Annotated in this window: 24 protein-coding genes; 6 read left to right on the forward strand and 18 right to left on the reverse strand. The window is 67.2% G+C overall.

The genetic code is table 11. The annotated features are described in order from the left end of the window. The 10 genes from G6N59_RS10740 to secY form a co-directional block, all read right to left on the reverse strand. Window positions 1-489 carry a MarR family winged helix-turn-helix transcriptional regulator gene (locus G6N59_RS10740; RefSeq protein ID WP_138232173.1) on the reverse strand — a complete coding sequence of 163 codons (489 nt, stop codon included), beginning with the start codon at window positions 487-489 and terminating at the stop codon, window positions 1-3. Between the two features lie 40 nt (window positions 490-529). Next, window positions 530-1,573: a pyridoxal phosphate-dependent aminotransferase gene (locus G6N59_RS10745; protein ID WP_138232174.1), complete on the reverse strand. Its 1,044-nt coding sequence runs from the start codon at window positions 1,571-1,573 to the stop codon at window positions 530-532. Further along, the gene (locus tag G6N59_RS10750; protein ID WP_138232175.1) at window positions 1,570-2,589 is read right to left on the reverse strand and encodes a 3-oxoacyl-ACP synthase III family protein; all 1,020 of its coding nucleotides are present in this window, start codon (window positions 2,587-2,589) and stop codon (window positions 1,570-1,572) included. Before G6N59_RS10750 ends, G6N59_RS10745 begins: the two co-directional genes overlap by 4 nt. 8 nt (window positions 2,590-2,597) lie before the next feature. Continuing rightward, window positions 2,598-3,245 (reverse strand): DUF8713 domain-containing protein, encoded by a 648-nt coding sequence (locus G6N59_RS10755; RefSeq protein ID WP_138232176.1) that lies wholly within the window; start codon window positions 3,243-3,245, stop codon window positions 2,598-2,600. Next, window positions 3,226-4,950, reverse strand: a complete 1,725-nt coding sequence (locus tag G6N59_RS10760) for a thiamine pyrophosphate-binding protein (protein WP_170212445.1) — start codon at window positions 4,948-4,950, stop codon at window positions 3,226-3,228. Before G6N59_RS10760 ends, G6N59_RS10755 begins: the two co-directional genes overlap by 20 nt. A 75-nt stretch (window positions 4,951-5,025) precedes the next feature. Next, window positions 5,026-5,748, reverse strand: coding sequence for an anti-sigma factor family protein (locus tag G6N59_RS10765; protein ID WP_407665881.1), 723 nt, complete (start codon window positions 5,746-5,748; stop codon window positions 5,026-5,028). Window positions 5,749-5,750: 2 nt separating this feature from the next. Next, window positions 5,751-6,275: a sigma-70 family RNA polymerase sigma factor gene (locus G6N59_RS10770; RefSeq protein WP_138232177.1), complete on the reverse strand. Its 525-nt coding sequence runs from the start codon at window positions 6,273-6,275 to the stop codon at window positions 5,751-5,753. A 51-nt stretch (window positions 6,276-6,326) separates the two neighbouring features. Next, window positions 6,327-7,130, reverse strand: a complete 804-nt coding sequence (gene map / locus G6N59_RS10775; RefSeq protein ID WP_138232178.1) for a type I methionyl aminopeptidase — start codon at window positions 7,128-7,130, stop codon at window positions 6,327-6,329. A 27-nt stretch (window positions 7,131-7,157) separates the two neighbouring features. Further along, window positions 7,158-7,703: an adenylate kinase gene (locus G6N59_RS10780; protein ID WP_138232179.1), complete on the reverse strand. Its 546-nt coding sequence runs from the start codon at window positions 7,701-7,703 to the stop codon at window positions 7,158-7,160. After that, window positions 7,700-9,022 carry a preprotein translocase subunit SecY gene (gene secY, locus G6N59_RS10785; RefSeq protein ID WP_138232180.1) on the reverse strand — a complete coding sequence of 441 codons (1,323 nt, stop codon included), beginning with the start codon at window positions 9,020-9,022 and terminating at the stop codon, window positions 7,700-7,702. Before secY ends, G6N59_RS10780 begins: the two co-directional genes overlap by 4 nt. A 329-nt stretch (window positions 9,023-9,351) precedes the next feature. Between secY and G6N59_RS10790 the strand changes: the two genes are divergently transcribed. The 4 genes from G6N59_RS10790 to G6N59_RS10805 are packed head-to-tail and all read left to right on the forward strand — an operon-like array spanning window position 9,352 to window position 13,077. Next, window positions 9,352-10,278 (forward strand): class I SAM-dependent methyltransferase, encoded by a 927-nt coding sequence (locus tag G6N59_RS10790; RefSeq protein ID WP_138232181.1) that lies wholly within the window; start codon window positions 9,352-9,354, stop codon window positions 10,276-10,278. A gap of 21 nt (window positions 10,279-10,299) precedes the next feature. Further along, window positions 10,300-11,229 (forward strand): class I SAM-dependent methyltransferase, encoded by a 930-nt coding sequence (locus tag G6N59_RS10795; protein ID WP_138232182.1) that lies wholly within the window; start codon window positions 10,300-10,302, stop codon window positions 11,227-11,229. A 13-nt stretch (window positions 11,230-11,242) separates the two neighbouring features. Then, complete coding sequence (locus G6N59_RS10800) at window positions 11,243-12,154, forward strand: class I SAM-dependent methyltransferase (protein ID WP_138232183.1); 912 nt, start codon at window positions 11,243-11,245, stop codon at window positions 12,152-12,154. A 5-nt stretch (window positions 12,155-12,159) separates the two neighbouring features. After that, window positions 12,160-13,077 carry a class I SAM-dependent methyltransferase gene (locus G6N59_RS10805; RefSeq protein WP_138232184.1) on the forward strand — a complete coding sequence of 306 codons (918 nt, stop codon included), beginning with the start codon at window positions 12,160-12,162 and terminating at the stop codon, window positions 13,075-13,077. A 9-nt stretch (window positions 13,078-13,086) separates the two neighbouring features. Here the strand turns inward: G6N59_RS10805 and sppA are convergent, their stop codons facing one another. Next, window positions 13,087-14,874, reverse strand: coding sequence for a signal peptide peptidase SppA (gene sppA / locus G6N59_RS10810; RefSeq protein ID WP_138232185.1), 1,788 nt, complete (start codon window positions 14,872-14,874; stop codon window positions 13,087-13,089). 143 nt (window positions 14,875-15,017) lie between these two features. Between sppA and G6N59_RS10815 the strand changes: the two genes are divergently transcribed. Next, entirely contained in the window at window positions 15,018-15,287 is a 270-nt protein-coding gene (locus G6N59_RS10815; protein WP_138232186.1) for a hypothetical protein, read from the forward strand. A gap of 56 nt (window positions 15,288-15,343) precedes the next feature. Then, a complete protein-coding gene (locus tag G6N59_RS10820; protein ID WP_138232187.1) occupies window positions 15,344-16,570 on the forward strand; it encodes a serine hydrolase domain-containing protein in 1,227 nt (408 codons plus the stop codon). Between the two features lie 115 nt (window positions 16,571-16,685). Here the strand turns inward: G6N59_RS10820 and rplO are convergent, their stop codons facing one another. The 7 genes from rplO to G6N59_RS10855 all read right to left on the reverse strand — a co-directional run bounded on the left by rplO (window position 16,686) and on the right by G6N59_RS10855 (window position 19,955). Further along, window positions 16,686-17,129, reverse strand: a complete 444-nt coding sequence (rplO, locus tag G6N59_RS10825; RefSeq protein WP_138232188.1) for a 50S ribosomal protein L15 — start codon at window positions 17,127-17,129, stop codon at window positions 16,686-16,688. Next, on the reverse strand, window positions 17,129-17,308 hold the full coding sequence (rpmD, locus tag G6N59_RS10830) for a 50S ribosomal protein L30 (protein WP_020101428.1): 180 nt from the start codon (window positions 17,306-17,308) through the stop codon (window positions 17,129-17,131). The genes rplO and rpmD overlap by 1 nt, the downstream gene beginning before the upstream one ends. Before the next feature lie 2 nt (window positions 17,309-17,310). After that, window positions 17,311-17,979 (reverse strand): 30S ribosomal protein S5, encoded by a 669-nt coding sequence (rpsE, locus tag G6N59_RS10835; protein ID WP_043401777.1) that lies wholly within the window; start codon window positions 17,977-17,979, stop codon window positions 17,311-17,313. Between the two features lie 34 nt (window positions 17,980-18,013). Next, on the reverse strand, window positions 18,014-18,415 hold the full coding sequence (gene rplR / locus G6N59_RS10840) for a 50S ribosomal protein L18 (RefSeq protein WP_138232189.1): 402 nt from the start codon (window positions 18,413-18,415) through the stop codon (window positions 18,014-18,016). 2 nt (window positions 18,416-18,417) lie between these two features. Further along, the gene (gene rplF / locus G6N59_RS10845; protein ID WP_138232190.1) at window positions 18,418-18,957 is read right to left on the reverse strand and encodes a 50S ribosomal protein L6; all 540 of its coding nucleotides are present in this window, start codon (window positions 18,955-18,957) and stop codon (window positions 18,418-18,420) included. Window positions 18,958-18,969: 12 nt separating this feature from the next. After that, window positions 18,970-19,368, reverse strand: coding sequence for a 30S ribosomal protein S8 (gene rpsH, locus G6N59_RS10850; protein ID WP_138232191.1), 399 nt, complete (start codon window positions 19,366-19,368; stop codon window positions 18,970-18,972). 401 nt (window positions 19,369-19,769) lie between these two features. Beyond that, window positions 19,770-19,955: a type Z 30S ribosomal protein S14 gene (locus G6N59_RS10855; protein ID WP_023955966.1), complete on the reverse strand. Its 186-nt coding sequence runs from the start codon at window positions 19,953-19,955 to the stop codon at window positions 19,770-19,772.

The following is a 19,955-nucleotide window of genomic DNA, read 5'->3' on the forward strand; positions in this document are numbered from 1 at the left end:
CTAGAAATCCCCTGCGTTGCGACGCAGCGTCTCGATCGCGGTGACCAGGGCGGCCGACTGCGTGTCGGACATCCCGACGTCTGCGAATACTTCTTTGTTCAACGTGATCGTGGCGTCCTCGACCGTGGACCGGCCCAGTTCGGTCAGCCGCACCAGCGTCGTCCGGCCGTCCGTCGGATGCGGGACGCGCTCGACCAGCCCGTCTGCCTCCAGCCGCCGAATCGCGTGCGTGACGCTGGTGACGTGGACCTGCAGCCGGTCCGACGCCTTGGTGATGGGCAGCGCACCGCTGCCGCTGAACGCCAGCAGCCGTAACAACTCGTAGCGGGAGAAACTCAGGTCGTACGGCCGCAGCGCGGTTTCGACACGAGCCAGCAGGATCTGGTGGGCGCGCATCACGGAAGTCACCGCGACCATGCCGTCGGCAACGTCGCCCCAGCCGGCCCGTTCCCAGTTGGCCCGGGCCCGGGCGATGGGGTCACTGCTCACGACTTATTCATACCGCACCGACCCGGCCGAACCCAGGCAGTCAGGGCCGGACGGTCGCCCCGTTCACCGCATTACGGATGGCGGCCAGCACAGCGCGCGACGACCTGCGGTCCCCGACGGTGATCCGGACGCCGCCGTTTGCGTAGCTGCGCACCCGCGGCCCGTCGTCGCCGAAGGTCCATGCCCGCGCCCCACTCGGCAGATACACGAAGTTGGCGTGGCTGTCGGTGCAGTAGACACCCATGGACCGCAACCGCGCCCGCAGGAACGCTCCTTCCGAGGTGATCATCCGGATACGCTGGCGTAGTTGATCTTCCGCATCGTAGGACGCCGCGACGGCCACCAGCCCGGTGATCCCGATCCCGAACGGAAGCTGCATCCCCCACAGCTCACGCGCCAGCGACGGCGCGCAGATGCCGTAGCCGATGCGCAGGCCGGCTAGACCGTAGGCCTTCGAAAAGGTACGCACTACAACCAGATTGGGGTAGCGGACCACGAGCGACGGGATGTCGAGACACAAGTCGGGGGCCAGGAACTCGACGTAGGCCTCGTCGAGCAGGACCACAGTGCCCGACGGCACCCGGTCCAGGAACCGGTACAGATCTGCGGCCGACTCGACGGTCCCCGTCGGGTTGTGCGGTCGGCATACCACCACGACCCGGGCCCGCGCCGCGGCCGCCGCCATGGCCTCGAGATTGTGGTGACCGTGCCGGTCCAGCGGCACGGTCACCGACCGCAATCGCGCCATCTGCGCGAAGATCGGATAGCCGTCGAAGGTCGGTGTTGCCGTTACCAGCACATCCCCTGGCTTGGTGACGGCCCGCAGCACCTGCATGATCACGCCCGTGGCACCGGCGCCAACCACCACCTGTTCGTCGGCAACGCCGGCCCGGCCCGCGATCAGCGACCGCAACCGCTGCGGCAGGAACTCCGGATAGCGGTTCATCGCAGCAATCGACGCGGTCAGCGCGGCCCGCACCCCGGGCAGCGGTGGAAACGGATTCTCGTTGAGCGACAACGCCAATGGGTCGTCCGCGGCAGGCAGCGAATCGACCGCGTCGGTCAACGCGCAGGTTGGCGTCATCGCTGGCCGCCCCACCGCACCGCTGCCGCACCCGCGAAATCACCGGCGTGCGCGAAGGCCGCCATCATCACCACGTCGCCCTTGCTCAGCTGGCCGTCGGCGATCGCCCGATCGAGGTTCACCGGCACGCCCGCGGCGAACAGGTTTCCACATTCGTCGAACGTGTCCCGGTGCCGCTCGGCCGGCAGTTCGAGGGCCTCACGCCAGTTCCGCAGGAACACCCGGTTCGGCTGGTTGGTGACCAGCAGGCCGATATCCTTGGGCGCCAGCCCGATCCGGTCGCACACCGCGTACGCCACTTCGGGCACCTGTCGATTACCCCGGGCCAGCACCTTGGTGATCTTGCTCTCGGTGAAGCCGATGCAACCCTCCCCCGGACCGGCCTGCCACCATTTGCGCGGCGGGTCGACGGCCATGGTCATGTCACCGGCATACTCGCCGTAGGTACGGCACTCGACGTCCAGAATCGGCGAAACATCGGACAGCGCAACGAGTCCGACCGCAGCACCGTCGCCGGGCACCGCAGCCTGCGCCTTGGGCCGGATGGTGTCCTGGTCGAAAACCTGACCTGCCGCATTCTGCGCCACCGCCACCAGTGCGGTGCGGCCCTCCCCGGATGCGAGCAGCTGCCGGGCCAACTTCAGCCCCAGGATGAAGGCCGCGCACCCGCCGTTGTGCAGGTCGATCACCCAGTTCGGTTTCATGCCAAGCCGATTCGCCATACCGCCACCGCCGCCGTAGAACGGCATGTCGGGCAGCTGGGTGTGGGTGATGAGGATGTCGACGTCGGCCAGGGCATCCGATCCGTGCCGGTCGACGAGCCCGGCGGCCGCGCGTTCCACCATGTCGATGGCGGTCTCGTCAGGAGCCACGTGGTGCCGGAACTTCGGCGCCCGGAACATCAGGTTGTCCCGCAGGTCGTCGGAACCGGCGAACTGCGCGTAGTAGTCGGCGCCGATCGCCTCGCCCGGGAGATAGGTCGAGACATCCAGAAGACTGACGGCAGGCTGCTCCATGTTTTCGCTCACTTCATCCAAGCCGGGGTGATCGGCAGTCCGTTGCGGTGCCGGTACTCGGCAATCGCCTTGAGGTTGTCCAGTTCCAGCCGGTGGCCCGCCCCGAACATGTCCCAGAAGTCCCCGACCCACACGGGTCGCTGCGCCGGCGCGGTCTCCGGGTACGGGTTGTTGTCGTAGAAGGGGTGGTGGCAGTTGGTCCACAGCACCACCGAGCCGGGCTTGTTCAGCACGGTCTGCGCGTCGACGACGCGCATCAGGTAGATCATCCAGAGGTGCTGGCCCTGGTCCCAGGCGCAGTGGTAGTCGACGGTCATCGCATCGCGGTTCGCCACGGTGCGCGTGTAGATTTCGGTTTCCGAGCCCAGCCGGTCATACGCCAGCCAGAGACCGGGCTCCGCCGTCTCGGTGAACCCGCGCAGGCTGTAGGTCCACTCCTCCAGGCTGCGGGTGTCCGACAGGTACTCGAACAGTTCGTCCGGCGGGCAGTCGATGTAGTCGTTGACGGTGCAGTACTCACCGAAGACCACGTCGTGCGGGTACACCGACCGCATCATCTCCATGATGATCGGGGTGGCCTTCTCGCGGGGCGCGTTCTCGATGCGGGTGATCCCGCCGATGGGCATCGTGATGTCTTCAAGCGCGGGCAGCGACATGCTGGGAGCTCTCTTTCTGCGTGTGTTGTGCGGCTGAATCGAGAAATGGTGCGAACGTGGGGATTTCGTCGGCCGAGCATTCGACGCTGACCACCGACGGCCCATGCCGGCCGAGCGCTTCGGTCAGCGCGCCGGCCAGCTGCGGCAACTCGCTGACGTCGGTCGCATGCAGGCCGGGGAACATCGCGGCCAGCCCGGCGCCGAGCCGGGCCGGAGTGAAACGGTTGTAGCTGTAGCGGTCGCCGTAGAACAGCTGCTCGCGGGTGACGCACATGGCGTGGGCGTTGTTGTTGAACAACACGAAGGTGATCGGGAGCCGGTACTGCACCGCGGTGTGCAGCTCCATGCCGTGCATGAAGAACGAGCCGTCCCCGGCCACCACCACGGTCCGGTATTGCGGCCCAGCGGTTTTCGCCCGGGCAAAGCACATGCCGATGGCAGCGCCGAAGCTGTACCCCATCCCGCCCATGCCCAGCGCCACCACAAAGCGCCCGGCGCGGCGCACCGGCAGGGCGTGCACCGTCGAGGCGCCGGTGTTGCCGGCGTCGACCACGATGTCGGCGCCCTCGGGTAACAGGTCGTCGAGCAACGTGACGGTATCGCGGTACCGGATGCCGGGGCCCTCGTGCGCCGGCGGCTGGAGTTCGGTGTGCGGCAACGGATCCAGGACCCGGAGCCCGTGCGGCCGGCCGGCTCCCGTCAAAGCCCGGGTCAGCGCCGTCAGCGATGCCCGCAGGTTTGTCGAATTCACGTGTGTCGCCGGGACATACGGAGGCTGCGCACCGAGCGAGACGGTCTGCACCCCGGCCAGCGCATTGTCGAGGCCGGCGCGCGCCGTCACCGACAGGCGCGTCCCGACCACCAGGCACACCGCGCTGCGGGAGATCGCATCGACGACCCGCGGATGGCCCATCACCCCGGTGACCCCCAGCCACGACGATTGGCCCAATCCTGGTGAGCCACTGACGTCTTTGGCATCCGGAACCGTGGCGACCCAGGCCCGCAGTACCGCGCGTAGCTCCTCGAGTTCACGACGGGCGTCGTCGCGAGCCACCTGCTCGCCGGCGATGATCGTGACCGGCCCCAGCGCCCGGCGCAGCATCTCGGCGATGGAACCTGGGTCCGTCAATACTGAATCGCGCACCGCCACAGTGCTTTCCAGGGGATTGACCACATCGATCATGGCCTGCTGGATGTCCTTCGGCAGGAGCAACACCGCCGGACCGCCGCTGTCGGCCGCGGCCAGCGCCTCCGCCAGGGCGGGCACGATGTCCTCCGGGTCCGTCACCCGCCGGCAGTACACCGACACCGCCGAGAACAGCACCACCGCGTCGAGCGACCCCGAGCGCCCGCTCGTGTCCTGGAAGCTGCCGCGTCCGTCCATACCGGTCGGCGCCTGCCCCACCAGGGCCAGTACGGGCACCCGGCTGGCCAGCGATTCCCCCAGTCCCGCAACCAGATTCAGTGATCCGCCGCCCGACGTAGCAGCCACCACCCCGATCCGGGATACCGCCCGGCTGTATCCGTCGGCCATGGTGGCAGCGGAGAACTCGTGCTTCGCCAAGATCGGGGTGATGCCGCCACTGCAGAATGCCGCGTCGAACAGGTCCTCGATGTTGGCCCCGTCGACACCGAAGAAATACTCGGTGCCCGTCGCCGCCAGTTGCGTGATGATGTGGTCCACCACCCGATACCTGCCGACCATCGCCTCACCTGCTTCCGCTCGTCTGCTCAAGAACACGAAGCGGACCGCCGGATAGTTCAACGCCGGCGAAAAAAGCTACAGATTGCGCTCCAGCAGCACCTTGCCGCTGTCGGCGGAAACCAGTTGTACCGCAGCAATTTCCGAAACCTGCATCGGAGTGTTACCGCTCGGCAACGCAGTGGCTCCGGACATGCCGAACCACGTGGCGATCTGCGTGCGGCTACCGTCACGGCCCACCACGACCATGCCCAAATTGCTCGGCGGCGCGGCCGGTCCGCTGGACCAGTCGCCATAGCTGCAGGCCATGTCGATCCGTGTACCCCAACCGTAGCTGCTCAACGCGATGGTCGCATTGAACGGCGTGGGCGCCACGTGCTGCATGGGCAACTGCGCGACCTGCTCCTGTGTCTGGTCGCCACCGAAGAACTCCGGCCGGACCACGGCCACCACACCGATAGCCAATACCGCGGCGGCGAGACCGGCCACTGCGGTCGTCACCCAGCGGGTCCGGCGCCGGCGCCACCGCACCTTGGCCAGAACCGAATCAAGCACCTCGGGGCGCAACGGCGGCTCCGGCTGCTCCGCACCGATCTCCTGCACGTCCGCCAGCGTCAGCAGGCCCAGCAGGGCCGGCATACCGCTCAGTTCACCGACCGCGTCCCGGCACCGGGAACAGGTCTGCAGATGCGCTTCGTACTCGCGGCGTTCCGCACTCGACAGCGAACCCAGCACATAGGCGGCGTCCCAGGTTGCGTACCGGTCGCCGTCAAAGGGCCCGACCGACTCGACCATATGCATACTCACCGAGTCACCCCCATTTCCTGCAGATTCAGACGCAGCGCCCGGACCGCGTAATGCAGCCTCGATTTCACCGTGCCCTCGGCAATCTGAAGCTCCGCGGCAATCTGCGCGACGCTCAACTGCCGGTAGTACGCGCGCTCGATCACAGCGCGATGGTCGACGGAGAGCTGGCTCAGGGCACCCCCGAGCAGCATCCGATCCAGGGCGGTATCCACTTCATCGGTGGCTGCCGGGTCCGTCCGGTCCTCGGCCTCGACTACCTCTGACGAGGTGGTTTCGTGCCGGCGCCGGGCGCTGCGCTGCTCATCGATGATCAGGTTGCGGGCGACGGTATAGAGCCAGGCTCGCGGGGACTGGTTGGTGTCGGCCACGACGTCGGGGTGCCGCCACGCCCGCAGCAAAGTCTCCTGCACGACGTCCTCTGCACGCGCCGAGTCCTGGGTAAGTCGCAGGGCATAGCGCCAAAGGGCGCCTGCGTGCTCCTCGTAAAGCACCCGCATCATGGCGGCCTCCGGATCGCTCATACACCAACCTCCGTCATTGACACGAGATCAGGGGCGAACCGGTTCACCGGATCAATCGCGTAACAGGGTCAGGATTCGGGGTCCATCCTCGGTGACAGCAACGGTGTGCTCCCAGTGTGCGGCACGAGAGCCGTCCTTGGTAACCACCGTCCACTCGTCTTCGAGAATCACCGTCTTCGACGTACCCAACGTCAGCATCGGCTCGATTGCCAGCACCGAACCCGGCTCCAGGAACGGACCCCGACCGGGCGATCCCTCATTGGGCAGGAACGGGTCCATGTGCATCTCTTGACCGATGCCGTGGCCGCCGTAGCCCGCGACGATGCCGAACTTGCGGTCGTAGCGGGCGGAGGCGGCGTGAGTCGCCACCTCGATGGCGTGCGAGACGTCGGTCAGCCGGTTACCGGGCACCATGGCGGCGATACCCGCCTCCATGGACTCGCGAGTGGCGTCGGACAGCTTCTGGTCGGCGTCGATCAGCGAACCGACACCGAACGTCACGGCGGAGTCGCCGTGCCAGTCGTTCAGGATGGCGCCGCAGTCGATGGACACCAGGTCACCGCTGGCCAGCACCTCGTCGGCGGCCGGAATCCCGTGCACCACGCGGTCGTTGACCGACGCGCAGATGGTCGCCGGGAAACCGTGGTAGCCCAGGAACGACGGGATGCCGCCACCGTCGCGGATGACAGACTCGGCGATCTGGTCCAACTCGAGAGTGGACATCCCGGGCGCGGCGACCTCACGGACCGCTTTCAGCGCGGCCGCCACCAGCGAACCGGCGGCCGCCATCGCGTCCAATTCGCCGGCAGTCCGTTGCGGGACGACCTTGCGGCCGCGGCGGGGTAGACCAATCATCGAAGTACTGATTTCAGCCGGTGACGGCTACTGGCCCAGCGCCTGGAGGGCGCGGGCGAACACCTCATCCAGGCTGCCGACTGCGTCGACCGAGACGAGCTCGTCGCGGTAGTAGTCCAGCAGCGGCGCGGTCTCGTCCCGGTACACCTTCATCCGGTTGAGGATGACCTCTTCGGTGTCGTCGGCGCGGCCGCGGCTCTTCAGCCGGGTCAGCAGCTCGGACTCCGACACGCGGAACTCCAGCACCGCGTCCAGTTTCAGGTTGCGCTTGGCCAGCATCTCGCGCAGAGCGACGGCCTGCTCGACCGAGCGGGGGAAGCCGTCGAGGATGAATCCGGCGGCGGTGTCGTCGGCGTCGAGACGATCGTCGACGAGCGCGTTGGTCAGCTCGGCCGGAACGAGGTCGCCGGCGTCGAGGTACTTCTTGGCCTCGACACCGAGCGGGGTGCCCTTGCTGATGTTGCTACGGAATAAATCCCCCGTGGAGATCTGCGGGATGCCGAACTTCTCGGCCAGCTTCTCGGCCTGAGTGCCCTTGCCTGCCCCCGGCGGTCCCAGCAGAACCATTCTCATTTGAGGAACCCTTCGTAGTTGCGCTGCATCAGCTGGCTCTCGATTTGCTTCACCGTGTCCAGACCCACGCCGATCATGATCAGCACGGCCGTACCGCCGAACGGCAGGTTCTGCGCGCTGCCGCCGCCACCCTGCAGGAACAGATTAGGCAGCACCGCGATCAAGCCGAGGTAAATCGAGCCCGGCAGCGTGATCCGGCTGAGGACGTACCGGAGGTAGTCGGCCGTGGGCTTGCCCGGCCGGATGCCCGGGATGAAGCCACCGAACTTCTTCATCTCGTCCGCCCGCTCATCGGGGTTGAACGTGATGGACACGTAGAAGTACGTGAAGAAGATGATCAGCCCGAAGTAGATCGCGATGTAGATCGGGTCGGCCGGGTTGGTCAGGTACTTGGCAACCGCCTTGGACCACCAGCCGTTGGACGCGTTCGGATCGCCGGCGGTGACCAGCTGCGTGATGAGGTGCGGGATGTAGATCAGCGACGACGCGAAGATGACCGGGATGACGCCGGCCTGGTTGACCTTCAGCGGCAGGTAGGTCGAGGTACCGCCGTACATGCGACGGCCCACCATGCGCTTGGCGTACTGCACCGGGATACGGCGCTGGCCCTGCTCGACGAAGACGACACCGACGATGATGATCAGCGCCGCGGCCACGACCGAGGTGAACACCACGCCGCCGCGGCTCTCCAGGATCGACTGGCCTTCGGACGGGATGCGGGCGGCGATACCGGCGAAGATCATCAGCGACATGCCGTTGCCGATGCCACGCTCGGTGACGAGCTCGCCCATCCACATGACCAGGGCGGCGCCGGCGGTCATGACCAGCACGATCACCACGAGGGTGAAGATGCTCTGGTCCTGGATGATGTTCAGGGTGCAGCCCTGCAGCAGGTTGCCGCTGGCGGCCATGGCGACGATCGAGGTGCCCTGCAGCACTGCCAGCGCGATCGCGAGATAACGCGTGTACTGCGTCATCTTGGCCTGTCCGGACTGGCCTTCCTTCTGGAGCTGTTCGAACCGTGGGATGACCACCACCAACAGCTGCACGATGATGCTCGCGGTGATGTAGGGCATCACGCCGACCGCCAGCACCGACAGGTGCAGCAGCGCACCGCCCGAGAACAGGTTGATCAGCGAGTAGACCTGCGCCGCGTCACCGCCACTGACCTGCTCGATGCACTTCTGCACGTTCGGGTAGTTCACCCCGGGGGACGGCAGTGCTGCGCCGGCCCGATACAGGATGACTACACCCAGCGTGAAGAGGATCTTGCGTCGCAGATCGGCCGTCCGCAGGGACGAGATAAAAGCCGAAAGCACTCTTCCTCCTGCGCAGCCGAGCTGGGGCCGCGGCGTGCTGATGGGGCTGGTCAGGTCCAGCGTCTGGTTAATTCCGTGCACGACCAACGGCAGGTAATCGACCTGCCTGGGCGCGCCGTCAAATCAGTCTCCGAGAATAACAGTTGCCGCCCCCGCGACCTGCATCCGCTCGGCGTCGACGCCTCGCCGCCCGGCCCGGACGGGCCGGAACATGCCGTGACCCGGCATTTCTGCCGGGTTCAGGAACGGCGCGTACAGTCGCCGCCAGGGTTATTACACAAGCTAACTACCGGCCCACTCAGCAGATAACTCACGACAGGAACGACGCGATGGCACGCACTGACAACGACACCTGGGACCTGGCCTCGAGCGTGGGCGCGACCGCGACTCTGGTGGCCGCCGCCCGCGCCCTCGCCACCCAGGCCGATGACCCCATCATCGACGACCCGTTCGCCGCTCCCCTGGTCCGTGCGGTCGGGGTCGACTTCTTCACCAAGCTGGTCGACGGTGCCACCGACCCCGCCCAGTACGGCGCCGGGTACGGCCCGACCATGTCGCAACTGACCAACGGGATGGCGGCCCGCACCCGATTCTTCGACGACTTCTTCCACGACGCCGGCAAGGCAGGCATCCGGCAGGCCGTCATCCTGGCCGCCGGGCTCGACGCCCGGGCCTACCGCTTGTCCTGGCCGGCGGGCACCGTCGTCTACGAGATCGACCAGCCCGATGTCATCGAGTTCAAGTCAAAGGCTGTCGCGGATCTGGGTGCGGCGCCGACCACGCAGCGGCGCGCGGTGGCGATCGACCTGCGCGAGGACTGGCCGGCCGCACTGCGCGCCGCGGGACTGGACCCCACCAAGCCCACCGCCTGGATCGCCGAGGGACTGTTCGGCTACCTGCCGCCCGAGGCTCAGGACCGGTTGCTCGACCAGATCTCCGAACTGTCGGCGCCAGGCAGCCGGATGGGCGCCGAAGGCGTACCGGCCACCCCGGACCTCGATGAGGACGCGGTGCGCGAGCGGATGAAGGCGGCATCGGAGCACTGGCGCGAGCAAGGCTTCGAACTCGACTTCGCCGATCTGGTCTATCTCGGCGACCGGGCCGACGTGGACACCTACCTGCAGGGCCACGGCTGGCAGACCACCGCCATCACCTCCAACGAATTGCTGGTCCGCAACGGCCTGCCCGCCGTCGAGGCCGACCCGAACGGCCAGCCCGCCATGGGCGAGGTCAACTACGTCACCGCGCTGCGCTGATCCACCGACAGGAGTGAACCGATGACCCGCACCGACAGCGACACCTGGGACCTGGCCTCGAGCGTGGGCGCCACCGCCACCATGGTGGCCACCGCCCGCGCCCTGGCGACGAAGGAAGCGGAGCCGCTCATCCGGGATCCGTACGCCGATCCGCTGGTGCGGGCCGTCGGAGTCGAGTTCTTCATCAAACTGCTCGACGGGCAGATCGATCTCAGTGGCGAGGCCGGGACCGCCGCCGCGATGATCACCAACCTGATGGCGGTGCGGACGAAGTTCTTCGATGACTTCTTCATGGACGCCGTAGGCGTCGGTTCGACCGGGGTGGCCGGCTCCGCTGAAATCCGACAGGCCGTCATCCTGGCCGCCGGCCTCGACTCGCGCGCCTATCGGCTCGACTGGCCGGCCGGCACCGTCGTCTACGAGATCGACCAGCCCGAGGTGATCGCCGCCAAAACCGGGACCATGGCGCAGATCGGTGCCACGCCGACCTGCGAACGCCGCACCGTCGCGATCGATCTGCGTGACGACTGGCCCGCCGCGCTGCGTGCCGCGGGGTTCGATCCGTCGGCACCGACGGCCTGGATCGCCGAGGGGCTGCTGATCTACCTGCCACCCGAAGCGCAGGACAAGCTGTTCGACAACATCACCGCCCTCTCGGCGCCGGGCAGCCGGCTGGCCACCGAGTTCCACACCGACCACGGCGCCGGCATGGCCCAGCGTGGCGCGGCCATGAGCGAGCGGTGGCGCGGCGCCGGACTGGACCTCAACCTGACCGACCTCTGGTACCAGGGCGACCGCACCTCGGTGGTCGAGCACCTCGATGCCAGCGGCTGGAATACCACCGCCCGCCCGCGACTTGAAGTGTTCGCAGAATACGGCCGCCCACTCGCCGAGACCGAAGACACTGCCGCACTGCGTAATTCACTGTCCGTGACGGCCATCAAGAACTAGGAGCTGCACCGCAATGACACGAACTGACGGAGATTCCTGGGACCTGGCCTCCAGCGTCGGGGCCACCGCCACCATGGTTGCGGGCCAGCGCGCCCTCGCCCACCGCGAGCAGTTGATCGACGACCCGTACGCCGAGCCACTGGTCCGGGCCGTCGGACTGGACTTCTTCACCAAAGCGCTGGACGGTGACATCGACCTCGGAGAGGTGAACCCGGCCTTCACCCCGCGCCGTGCGGCCGAGGGCATGACGGTGCGCACCCGCTGGTTCGACCAGTTGTTCCTCGATGCGGCCGCCACCGGCGTACGGCAGGCGGTGATCCTGGCCGCCGGTCTGGATGCGCGCGCCTACCGGCTGCCGTGGCCAGACGGCACCGTCGTCTTCGAGGTGGACCAGCCCGAGGTCATCGAGTTCAAGTCCACGACGCTGGCCAACCTGGGTGCCGCCCCCACGGCGACCCGGCGCACCGTCGCCGTCGATCTGCGGGACGACTGGATGCAGGCACTGCGCGACAACGGCTTTGATGCCGCGGCGCCCACCGCCTGGATCGCCGAAGGGCTGCTCATCTACCTGCCGCCGGAGGCCCAGGATCGGTTGTTCGACAACATCACCGCCCTCTCGGCACCGGGTAGCTTCGTGGCCACCGAGCACGTCGGCGACCTCAGCAGCGCCTTCGACGACGAACGCATGCAGGCGATGCGCGAGCGGATGAAGGCGCTCGGTTCGAACATCGAGATGGCCGACCTCATCTACCAGGGCGACCGCAACCACGTCACCGACTATCTGACCGGCCTCGGCTGGGACGTCACCGCGCGGTCTGTCGAAGAAGCGCACGCCGACAACGGTTTCCAGTACCCGGACGACGAACTGTCCCGGGCCTGGACGCAGCTGAAGTACGTCCGCGCCGTCCTGGGCCAGCAGGCATAACCGCCATGGCACGGACGCACGGGGACAGCTGGGATCTGGCGTCGAGCGTGGGCGCGACGGCCACGCTGGTCGCGACCGGGCGGGCGATCGCCAGCACCCATCCGCACGGTTTGATCGACGATCCGTTCGCGGCGCCGCTGGTGCGCGCCGTCGGGATCGAGGCGTTCACCAACATGGTCGACGGTGAACTGGACCTCGCCGCTCTCGAGACGTTCGCCCCCGATGCCGCGGCACGGGCCCGGGCCAACATCGACGAAATGGCCGTTCGCACCCGGTTTTTCGACGACTACCTCCTGACGGCGACCGACGGCGGCATCCGGCAGGCCGTCATCCTGGCCTCCGGGCTGGACTCGCGCGCCTACCGGCTGCCCTGGCCCGACGGCACCGTGGTCTACGAGATCGACCAGCCAGATGTCATCGAATTCAAGACGCAGACCCTGGCCGGCCTCGGCGCGGAGCCGACAGCGCAGCGCCGGACCGTCGCGATCGATCTGCGCGAGGACTGGCCGGCGGCGCTGCGGGCAGCCGGTTTCGATCCCAGCAGGCCGACGGCGTGGCTGGCCGAAGGTCTGCTGATCTACCTGCCGCCGGAAGCCCAGGACACGCTGTTCGACACCATTCACGAGCTCAGCGCACCCGGTAGCGCCGTAGCCACCGAATTCGTACCCGGGCTCAAGGATTTCGACGCCGACAAGGCTCGTGAAGCCACCGCGGGGTTCGCGCAGCTCGGCTTGAACATGGACATGCCGTCGCTGGTCTACCACGGTGAAAGGCATTCCGCCGCAGACTATCTGGCAGCCAAGGGCTGGCGGATGGCCGGCATCGGCCGGGCGGATCTGCACAGCCGCCACGGGTTGACGGCAACCGTCATCGATGACGACCCGATGCGCGAAATCGTCTACATCAGCGGCACTCTCGGCTGAGCCCGCTTCCTAGAAGCGGTAGTCCCCCAGCCACAGCGCGCTGACCCCGGTCAGCGACCGCTCGGCCTGGCCAAGCGCACCGACCAGTGAGCGGCCGAGCACCGCGGCCACCGCGTCCGGCAACGACGCCGCGGCGGGTTGCGAGGACGCCTTGGGCCGCACGTGATCCAGCAGTGACGAACCCGGGTAGTTGACGGTTCGGACCGGAGCTTCAACATCGATGCCGGCCAGCACCTTGGCCCGGCGCACCGCGGTCCGCAGACCGCCGAGTTCATCGACCAGGCCGTGCTCCAGCGCGTCGGCGCCGGTCCAGATGCGGCCGCGCGCCACCTGTTCGACGGCCTCGACCGGCAGGTTGCGGCCGTCGGCGACCCGCTCGACGAAGTCGGTGTAGAACAGGTCGGCCTCGGCCACCACGTGTGCGTGCTGAGCCTCGGTGAAGGGCTGGTTCGCCGACCATGCGTCGGCATTCTCGTTGGTCCGCACCGAATCCGAGCCGACACCGAGCCGTTCCTTCAGCCCACGCGTGACCAGCTTGCCCGTCACCACGCCGATGGATCCGGTGATGGTGCCGGCGTTGGCGACGATGTGGTCGGCGGCCATCGACACGTAGTAACCGCCCGACGCGGCGACCGCACCCATCGATGCGACAACAGGTTTGCCCGCCTCGCGCAGCCGCGCCACCTCGCGCCAGATGGTCTCTGAACCCGTGACCGCGCCGCCCGGGCTGTCCACCCGGAGTACGACGGCCGCGACGTCGTCATCGGCGGCCGCCTCGCGCAGGGCCGCGGCGATGGTGTCGCCGCCCACGCTCGACGGACCAGGCGGGAAGGCGCTGGGGCCGCCGCGGCCGCTGACGATCGGCCCGGCCATGGTGACGACGGCGATGGTCGGCTTGTGCTTGACCCCCGGCAGCGGCGGCACCTCGGGCAGGCTGTGACCCGCGGTGGCCTTGGCGTACCGGGACAGGAACAGCCGCGGCGGGGCGTCTTTGCCGTCGGCTTCCGCTGTGCCCCCGATCAATTCGCTGACCCGGGCATAGGCCTCATCACGGAAACCGATACGGTCCACCAGCTTGGCGGCCAGCGCGTCGTCGCGCAGCAGCGGCGCCCTGTCGACCAGGGTGTCGAGTTCGCCGGCGTCGGCACCACGGGATGCGGCGATGGCAGCCAGCACCTGGGCATGCAGGCTCTCGATGAGCCGCCCGTCGGCCTCGCGGTGCGGCTCGGTGTATCGATCCTGCGTGAACATGTTGGCCGCCGACTTGTACTCGCCACGCGCGACGAACTGTGCCTCGATGCCGGCCTTGTCGAACGCGTCCCGCAGGAACAGCGCGTTGGTGGCGAAGCCCACCAGGCCGACCGTGCCCGAGGGCTGCATCCAGACTTCCCGGAACGCCGAGGCCAGGTAGTACGACATGGTGCCGGGGTACGTCTCGGCCCAGGCGATGGATGGCTTGACAGCACTGAACGCGACGATGGCGTCGCGCAGTTCCTGCACCGGACCCGCTGCGGCAGCGGGCAATTGGACGCGGGCGATCAGCCCGGCCACGCGCTTGTCGTCGGCCGCACGGTGGATGGCGGCGACGGCTTCGCGCAGCACCAGCGGCCGGGAATTGCCCATGACGAAGGCCACCGGGTCGAAGCCGGCGGTCTCCGGCGGCACAGCCTGCAGGTCGAGTTCCAGTACACAGCCGTTCGGTACGCCGTGGTGACGCACGGTGTCGACCTTGCGGACAAGGGCACGCAACTCATCGGGGCCGGGAAGACCGGGCAGGCTGGGCCGGAAAGCAAACATCTTCCGAGCGTACCGACTGGCTGAACCGGGCGAATGTGGCGTGAATCCGGGGCGGAGTCGGTATTGGCGTAACGGCCAATTGTCCCACGGTGCGCGCCGACCGGCATTAAGCTCAGTGTTTCCCCTCCTGCCAGGAGCCCAGCATGGCGAAGCTCAAACGTCTTGCACCAGTTGTGATGCTGACTGTCGCGGCATCGATTGCCGGCGCGGCACCCGCCGGCGCACAGCCCGACTGCCAATTCGGCGCAGGACTCGGGCCCAATACCGCGTGTGGATCGGCACCGCAGGACGACTTCACCGACCTCGTCCCCTTCTACGGGCCCCGCCGGGGATACGGCTACGGAAACGGTGGCTTCTTGGGCGGCATGTACGGCGACAGCGCCTTGCCAGGCATCTCCGCGGGGCCAGGCTGAGCCGATTCCGCGGGTTTTCGGCCTGCCGATAGCGGAACCGTTACAGAATCACGCCCATGGTGCTGACAGTCTCCGTATCCCCCGATCTGGTTCACGGCGATGCCGATGAGGGCTACGGCAGGGTCGCCGATGCGTTCCGGGCCAACTTCGCGGCCGGCAGTGAGGTCGGTGCGGCGCTGTGCGTCTACCGCGACGGCCGCAAGGTCGTCGACATGTGGGGCGGCTACCGCGACGGGGTCAGCAAGGCGCCGTGGCAGGCCGACACCATGGTCAACATGTTCTCGTCGACGAAAGGCGTTGCGGCCCTTGCCGTTGCGCACGCGGTGTCGAAGGGGCTGTTCGATTACGACGAGCGGGTCGCCGAATACTGGCCCGAGTTCGCCGCACAGGACAAGGGCAACGTCACCGTGCGTCAGCTGCTGGCGCACCAGGCCGGGCTGTGTGTACTGACCCCCAACCCGCTGCTGTCCGACATCGCCGATCCGGTGCGGCTGTCCGCGATCCTCGCAGCGCAGAAACCGGCATGGACGCCGGGCACTCGCCACGGGTACCACGCGATCACCATCGGCTGGTACGAGTCCGAGCTGATCCGTCGCACCGACGGGCGCACACTCGGGCGGTATCTGGCCGACGAGATCACCGGGCCCTTGGGCCTCGATCTGTACATCGGCCTGCCCGACTCTGTCGATCGCGGCCGGCTTGCCACGTTGCACCATTGGCAGCGCTACGAGTCGCTGAAGCATCTCGATGTCATGCCTGCCGGCTTCCTGATCGGCAGCCTCAATCCGCGGGGACTGTTGGCCAGGACCGCAGCCATCCCCGCCGACATCGATCCCTACGCCGGCGACTACAACACCGACCGGGTGCGCCGTGTCGAGATTCCGTCCGCCAACGGCACCGGGACGGCCCGCGCTCTCGCCCACCTCTACGGTGCCGCGGCGGTCGGCGGGAGCGAAATAGGTTTCACCCCAGAAACTTTCGACGCGTTGACCGCGCCGCCGCGCAACCCGTCGGGCGGCACGCGAGACATGGTGCTGCGGCTGGACGGTGCGTACTCCCTCGGCTTCTGCAAGGAGTTCCCGCGGATGGTGTTCGGCTCGTCGTCGCGGGCGTTCGGCACCCCAGGCTTCGGTGGCTCGTTCGGTTTCGCGGACCCCGACACCGGCATCGGTTTCGGCTACGTCATGAACCGGCTGGGCTTCCACCTGGTCAGTGATCCCCGCGAGCTGGCGGTGCGCCAGGCGCTCTTCCGCGATGTCCTCCGCGCCCGGGTACAGACATAGTCTGCGTTGACCCTGAACTCGAGGCGTACACGTTCAAGTGGCGCGGGCCCTCAGCGCAGGATCAACGCAAAAAGAAGGGCCCCCGCCGAAGCGGAGGCCCTTCTCGGTAGAGCTCTTACAGCTCGGTCGCGCTGCCACCGGCAGCGGTGATCGCCTCACGGGCGCTACCGCTGAACTTGTTGGCGGTGACATCGACCTTGACGGCCAGCTTGCCGTCGCCGAGCACCTTGACCAGGACGTTCTTGCGAACCAGGCCCGCGGCCACCAGCTCGTCCAGACCGACGGTGCCGCCCTGCGGGAACGCCTTGGCGAGGTCGCCGACGTTCACCACCGCGTACTCCGTGCGGAAGCGGTTGCGGAAGCCCTTGAGCTTCGGCAGCCGCATGTGGATCGGCATCTGGCCACCCTCGAACGTCACGGGGACGTTCTTGCGGGCCTTGGTGCCCTTGGTACCGCGACCAGCGGTCTTACCCTTGGAGCCCTCACCACGACCGACGCGGGTCTTGGCCTTCTTGGACCCCGCGGCAGGCTTCAGGTCGTGCAGCTTGATGACACTCATTACGCCTCCTCAACGGTGACGAGATGGTTGACCACCGCGAGCAGACCACGGGTCTGCGCGTTGTCCTCGCGAACGACGGACTGGCGGATCTTGCGCAGTCCCAGCGTCCGCAGGCTTTCGCGCTGCTTCCACCGGGCACCCACGGTGCCACGCACCTGGGTGATCTTCAGTTCAGCCATGATTATGCCGATCCTTCACGCGCTGCCGATGCGGCCAGCGCTTCTGCCTCACGCCGGGCCCGCAGCATGCCGGCCGGCGCAACATCTTCGATGGGCAGGCCACGACGGGCCGCCACTTCCTCGGGGCGCTGAATCATCTTCAACGCGGCAACGGTGGCGTGCACCACGTTGATCGCGTTGTCGCTGCCCAGCGACTTGGCGAGGACGTCGTGCACACCGGCGCATTCCAGCACCGCGCGGCACGCGCCACCGGCGATGACACCGGTACCCGGGCTGGCCGGACGCAGCATCACGACACCGGCAGCGGCCTCACCCTGAACCGGGTGGACGATGGTGGCGCCGATCAGCGGGACCCGGAAGAAGCTCTTGCGTGCTTCCTCGACACCCTTGGCAATGGCGGCTGGAACTTCCTTGGCCTTGCCGTAGCCGACGCCCACCATGCCGTGGCCGTCACCGACGATCACCAGGGCGGTGAAGCTGAAGCGCCGACCACCCTTGACCACCTTCGAAACGCGGTTGATGGTGACAACGCGCTCAATGTAGTTGCTCTTCTCACCACGGTCGTCACCGCGGCCACGGCCACCGCGATCATCGCGGCGACCACGGCCATCGCGGTCACCACGACCTCCACGGTTGTCCTGCGCCGAAGCGGCGCCAGCCTGCTCGGCCATCATGCAGTCCTTCCGGTCATCTTCAAGTAAGTCATCAGAACGTCAACCCGCTTTCACGAGCGGCGTCGGCGAGAGCGGCGATCCGGCCGCCGTAGGTGTATCCACCACGGTCGAAAACAACCTCGGAGATGCCGGCAGCCTTGGCGCGCTCGGCGATCAGCTGACCCACCCGGGTGCTGACGGCCTTCTTGTCACCGTCGACGGCCCGCACGTCGGCCTCGATGGACGACGCGGCGGCCAGCGTGGTGCCGGTCAGGTCGTCGATCACCTGGACGTGGATGTGCCGCGAGGAGCGGTTGACCATCAGGCGCGGACGCTCGGACGTGCCGGCGACCTTCTTACGCAGACGGGCGTGACGACGCAGACGCGCCACCCGACGGGTCTCAGAAATGTTCTGGCCCAACGGCTTACGCTTGTCAGTCTCAGTGTTGGCCATTGCTACTTACCTGTCTTTCCGACCTTGCGGCGGATCTGCTCACCCTCGTAGCGAATGCCCTTGCCCTTGTACGGGTCGGGGCGACGCAGGCGGCGGATGACTGCCGAGATCTGGCCGACTTTCTGCTTGTCGATGCCGGACACCGAGAACTTCGTCGGGGTCTCGACAGCGAACGTGATGCCCTCAGGGGCTTCGATCAGCACCGGGTGGCTGTAGCCGAGCGCGAACTCCAGGTTCGAGCCCTTGGCCTGCACGCGGTAACCGACGCCGAAGATTTCCATCTTGGTGGTGTAACCCTGGGTCACACCGGTCACCAGGTTGGCGATCAGGGTGCGCGACAGCCCGTGCAGCGAGCGGTTACGACGCTCGTCGTTCGGACGGGTCACCACAACGGCGCCCTCGTCGTTGCGCGCCACCTCGATGGGCTCGGCGACATCCAGCGTCAGGGTGCCCTTGGGGCCCTTGACCGCGACGTTCTGGCCGTCGATGGTCACATCGACGCCGGCCGGAATGAGAACCGGCTGCTTTCCAATACGCGACATGTTTTCTGCCCCCTACCAGACGTAAGCGAGGACTTCGCCGCCCACGCCTTGTCGAGCTGCCTGGCGGTCGGTGAGCAGGCCAGTGGACGTGGAGATGATCGCCACGCCAAGGCCACCGAGAACCCGCGGCAGGTTGGTGGATTTCGCATACACCCGCAGACCGGGCTTGGACACCCGGCGGAGGCCGGCGATGCTGCGCTCGCGGCTGGGGCCGTACTTGAGGGATACAACGAGGTTCTTGCCCACGCGGGCGTCCTCGGTGCGGTAGTCAGTGATGTAACCCTCCTTTTTGAGGATCTCGGCGATGTTCGCCTTGATCTTCGAGTGGGGCAGGGTCACCTGGTCGTGGTACGCCGAGTTGGCGTTGCGCAGACGTGTCAAGAAGTCTGCGATCGGATCCGTCATTGTCATGACAGCGTTGATCAACCTTTCTCGCTGCGGTTCCCATACATCACGCCCGTGCTGGTCCCACCTTGCGGTGGCTCGGCACGTCACATCGTGGGCCTGCTACGAAGTGTTTTCCCGTATCTGACCGAGTGCGGTCAGGGGCCGTGCATCGGTAGTGCAATCCAGCTTCAGAAGGCACATACCGATCGGCCATTGGACGCAAACGCCCATGGCAACCTGCCCAGTCTAGACAATGCGCAGCTCAGGGCCAAATCCGTGCGCATCGCCACCGAAAGTAGGGCTTGACGCGGTTTCCGGGACGGATTTCCGCGTAAGCCCCCACTCTCGACACCAGCCGAGACGCGAAAACCGCCCCGGTCGCGAGGACCGGGGCGGCTTTCTACAGCGTCATGAGACGGGCAGAGTCACCAGCTGGACTTCTGCACGCCGGGCAGCTCGCCGGCGTGGGCCATCTCCCGCAGGCAGATTCGGCACAGGCCGAACTTGCGGAACACCGAGTGCGGGCGACCGCACCGGTTGCAGCGGGTGTAGCCACGCACCGCGAACTTCGGCTTCTTGTTGGCCTTGTTGACCAGAGCCTTCTTTGCCAT

It is taken from the genome of Mycolicibacterium aubagnense, assembly GCF_010730955.1.
Lineage (GTDB): Bacteria > Actinomycetota > Actinomycetes > Mycobacteriales > Mycobacteriaceae > Mycobacterium > Mycobacterium aubagnense.